This window comes from Paraburkholderia sp. (assembly GCF_026225065.1).
Lineage (GTDB): Bacteria > Pseudomonadota > Gammaproteobacteria > Burkholderiales > Burkholderiaceae > Paraburkholderia.
Genome location: NZ_JAMFSB010000246.1, coordinates 1 through 4,027, shown reverse-complemented (window position 1 = coordinate 4,027; position 4,027 = coordinate 1). Strand labels below are relative to the sequence as shown.

Genomic DNA, 4,027 nt, shown 5'->3' with positions numbered 1-4,027 from the left:
TGTGTCTCCCCAAACCGCTGACAAGCTCGGTTTGAAGGAAAACGGCACGGCCCCCGTCGAAGTCAAGCCGGTGGAAGTTCCGCAGCCTGACGGCAGCGTCAAGGCCGGTTCAGGCGTGGCGGAAAACGTGCGCGGCCAGCCGTCGGCCGACTTGCGGGATAGCCGTATCACCAACTGAGCGGAGCGCTGTACTGTCGAGCGGGATTTTCGCTAGCGTATCCTATTTCGATGTCGCCAGACGAGTCGACATGCCCGCACTCCGCACGGCCCTGCCACCCACAGCGCAGACGATCAACGCTGCAATCAGCAGCGCGCACAACGCCAGCCTTAAGCCGAGGAAGCCCGCGCCGAATCCAATCAATGGTGGTCCCACCAGAAAGCCCGCATAACCCGCAGTGGCCGCCATCGACACGCCGACAGTTGGCGTCGCAGCCGAGCGGCCCGCAGCGCTGAAAATAACCGGCACGATATTGGCAAGGCCGAGACCGACAAGCACAAACCCGACGACGGCGGTCCAGACACTCGGTAAGCCCAGCACAAGGGCAAAGCCGCTTGCTGCCAGAAAACCACCGAGTCCGACCACGGTACTTGCCCCCAACCGGCGCACGGACACGTCGCCGATCACGCGGCAGGCCGCCATCGAGAAGGCAAACGCGGAATAGCCAATGGCCGCAACGCTTGCTTCCCGATTTAGAACAGAGCGCAGGAAAACGGCGCTCCAGTCGGCCACCGCGCCTTCAACCATCATGCAAAGAAAGGCCAACGCAGCGAGCTTCATCACGCTTGCGTCTGGCAACGCGAAGCCACCGGCTGCCTTGCTTGCGCGGGCCCCGACATCGCGCAGTGCGAGAACCGCCGCCGCGACAATCAGCGCTCCAATGAAAGCATCGGGAAGCAATAAACCGCCGGCGGCGCCGAAGCCCCATTTCTCTATCATCGCGCCCGTCGCCGCACCCGTTAGGCCTCCTGCGCTCCATGCAGCATGAAATGACGACATGATCGGCGAGCGCCACTGCGTTTCGATCGCGCTGGCGTGACCGTTCATCGAAACGTCCAGAGCACCATTTGCCGCGCCAAGCAGGACGAGTACAAGGCAGAGCAATGGAAGATTGGGCGCAAACGCGGGTAGTGGCAGGGCGATAAAAAAGGCCACGCCAAGTAGCGCAGTTGCCCGGCCGCTGCCGAAGCGCGGAGCGAGCCTCCCCGCAAGCGGCATGGCGACGATCGCGCCCAGCGCGAAACAGAACAGCGCCATTCCCAACGCACTGTCGCTCAGCGAGAGGTGCTCCTTGATGCGCGGAATTTCGACCGCCCACGCGCCGATCCCAAAGCCGTTCGCGAGAAAAACCGCGAGGGTTGCAAGACGTTCCCTGATCGGCTTCATGACGTTGCAACCATCACGTTGTCGCAGACTTTTTCGAGTTCGCTTATGCGAGCCGCGGCAAGATCGGCTTCAACGATCAGACAGTCGATAGCGGACGCTGGCCCGACAACGAAAGGCGCCGCTGTCATCAGCTTCTCGGTCGTCATGGCTATCGCGAGCAAACTGCTCGACTTGAGCATGGCGCGTTTGAGTTCGGCATCTTCGGCATTGAAGGCGGCAATGCCTTCGGCGGTATCGAGTGCGCAGGCTCCCAGGAAGCAGAGGTCAGCCTTGATCTGCTGGACCTGCAGCAACGCAGTCGAACCGGTTGCGCCCGCGACATCACCACCGACCCGGCCGCCGATGAGAACGACGTCGAAGCCCGGTCGATCCAGCAGACGCAGGCAAGCCTCTGGCGAGTTCGTCACGACGGTCAGTCCTGCGTTGTCCGGAAGCGCCTGCGCGATCGCAACGTTGGTCGAACCGGCGTCCAGCAGGATCACCTGCCCGGGCTGCACGATCGACGCAGCGGCGATGGCAAGGCGTTGCTTGCGATCCACCGCTGCCTTCATGCGCGTCGATGCGCTCAGATGAGATGGCGAAGTCAGCAGGGCGCCGCCATACACTCGCTTACACAGTCCGGCGCTGGCGAGGTCGCGCAGGTGGCGGCGGACCGTGTGCTCCGACGTGTTGAGTTCGGCCGCGATTTCGGACGCCAGCACCCGTCCCTGGGTACGCAGACGCTCGAGGATGAGCCGCTCACGCTCCTCGGGCAGCAGCCCATCCATTGCGTCCTGTCGGGTTCGTTGCATCTGGCGATCCTTGCTCGGTGGATTAAATCGATCATAAACGAGCATAATGTATCGCAAACGAGAATCGCCAGCAACGACTGAATTTCAGGGACGCTCCTACGGGGTTAAGAACTCGCCAATCGCAGCAGCGATTTCCGCAGCATGCGTTTCCAGCGCGAAGTGCCCGGTATCGAGAAAGCGCACCACTGCCGCCGGCAGGTCGCGCCGGAATGCTTCGGCGCCCGCGGGCAGAAAGAACGGGTCGTTTTTCCCCCACACCGCAAGAAGCGGCGGTTGGTGAGTGCGGAAATACTGCTGGAACGCCGGGTATAACGCGACATTGCTCCGATAGTCGCGGAACAGGTCGAGCTGGACTTCATCTGCACCTGGACGGCTCAGATAGAACTCGTCGAGCGAGTAGCCGTCCGGTGACACGAGGGACGCGTCCGGCACGCCGTGCGTGTACTGCCATACGGTCGTTTCATGTGTCAGCAGCGCGCGAAGCGCCTCGCGATTCGCCTGCGAAGCCTCTTTCCAGTAGGCGCGGATCGGATTCCATCCTTCGCTCAAACCCTCTTCGTAAGCGTTGCCGTTCTGCGAGATGATCGCGGCGATCCGTTCGGGATGCTTAACGGCAAGCCGGAAGCCCGTTGGCGCGCCGTAATCGAATACGTACATGGCAAACCGGTCGAAACCGACCACCTCGGTGAAACGCCCAATGACCTCTGCGATGTGGTCGAACGTGTATGCAAAACCTTCGCGAGCCGGCATGTCAGACTGCCCAAAACCCGGCAAGTCGGGAGCGACGATATGGAAGCGATCGGCCAGCTTCGGAATCAGATCGCGAAACATGTGGCTCGAACTCGGAAAGCCGTGCAGAAGCAGCAGTTTCGGGGCGCCTTGACGACCGGCTTCACGATAGAACACCTTGACGCCGTCTACGTCGGCGAAACGATAGCTAATAGAGGACATGAGTTTTCTCCTGGATGAATCAACGGGTCTGCCTGCGGTGCAGGCAGAGGGTGTGCATGGATACGAATGTGGCCCGCGTCTTTATTGAGCCGATACTGCGTCGACCGCTTCGACGATCACCGTCGTCACGTCGTTGGGGGACGTGATCATGGGCGCGTGATCGACCGGGTACGAATGCGCTCGCGCGTTCATCCGCTGCGCCATGAACTGCTGCGTGTCGTGGCTGATCATGCGGTCCTGCTCGGCGATCAGGAACCAGCTCGGAACGTCTTTCCAAAGCGGACGTGCCACCGGCTCGCCAATACAGGCAACCGAAATGGGGCGCTGAACCGCGCGGAGCACCGTCAGCTCTTGTGAAGCCGCATGTTGTGCGAACGCCGCCGGGAAGGCCTCGTCAGGCAACCAGATCAGACCGTGCTGGTCCGGCGCAAGCTTGGGCGCCTGCGGATGCGGTTCAGCGCGGTAGAAGACCTCGCCAACGGTTTCGCCTTCGTCGGGCGCCAGAGCCGCCACATAGACCAGGGCCTTGATGTTGTCTGCGCGCGCCGACCCGACCACCCCGCCGGCGTAAGCGTGCCCGGCAAGCACAACCGGACCGTCGATTCGCTCAAGTGTTCTGTTCAGCGCCGCTACGTCGTCCTGTAGCGACGTGAGCGGCAACGGTGCCGCGACCGCCCGGATGCCCTGTCCTTCCAGACGCTCGATGACCTTGCTCCAGCTCGAACCGTCTGCCCATGCGCCGTGCACAAGCACCACGCTCACGTTGCCAATCGCCATTTTTCGCTCCTTACAAGAAAGTGGGTGTCGCTTTGGGTGCCCGCACATCGACGTCTCTTTGTAACCTGTCTAGTGCGTATTTATAGGTTACAAAGTGATGATGTAACTTGTCAAGGGATTTTTT

The 4,027-nt window shown here is 61.6% G+C and carries 4 protein-coding genes; all 4 read right to left on the bottom strand.

The genetic code is table 11. The features are described 5' to 3' along the window. Nucleotides 1–220 precede the first annotated feature (220 nt). Nucleotides 221–1,384 carry an MFS transporter gene (locus M0954_RS18140; RefSeq protein ID WP_297354706.1) on the bottom strand — a complete coding sequence of 388 codons (1,164 nt, stop codon included), beginning with the start codon at nt 1,382–1,384 and terminating at the stop codon, nt 221–223. Then, nucleotides 1,381–2,175: a DeoR/GlpR family DNA-binding transcription regulator gene (locus M0954_RS18135; protein WP_122158472.1), complete on the bottom strand. Its 795-nt coding sequence runs from the start codon at nt 2,173–2,175 to the stop codon at nt 1,381–1,383. Before M0954_RS18135 ends, M0954_RS18140 begins: the two co-directional genes overlap by 4 nt. A 96-nt stretch (nt 2,176–2,271) precedes the next feature. Next, on the bottom strand, nt 2,272–3,126 hold the full coding sequence (locus M0954_RS18130; protein WP_122158473.1) for an alpha/beta fold hydrolase: 855 nt from the start codon (nt 3,124–3,126) through the stop codon (nt 2,272–2,274). 81 nt (nt 3,127–3,207) lie between these two features. Next, nucleotides 3,208–3,903 carry an alpha/beta hydrolase gene (locus M0954_RS18125; RefSeq protein ID WP_122158474.1) on the bottom strand — a complete coding sequence of 232 codons (696 nt, stop codon included), beginning with the start codon at nt 3,901–3,903 and terminating at the stop codon, nt 3,208–3,210. Nucleotides 3,904–4,027 lie beyond the last annotated feature (124 nt).

Excerpts from the sequence above, each read along its gene's own strand:
- M0954_RS18140 (WP_297354706.1), bottom strand. The coding sequence starts at position 1,384 with ATGAAGCCGATCAGGGAACGTCTTGCAACCCTCGCGGTTTTTCTCGCG.
- M0954_RS18135 (WP_122158472.1), bottom strand. The coding sequence starts at position 2,175 with ATGCAACGAACCCGACAGGACGCAATGGATGGGCTGCTGCCCGAGGAG.
- M0954_RS18130 (WP_122158473.1), bottom strand. The coding sequence starts at position 3,126 with ATGTCCTCTATTAGCTATCGTTTCGCCGACGTAGACGGCGTCAAGGTG.
- M0954_RS18125 (WP_122158474.1), bottom strand. The coding sequence starts at position 3,903 with ATGGCGATTGGCAACGTGAGCGTGGTGCTTGTGCACGGCGCATGGGCA.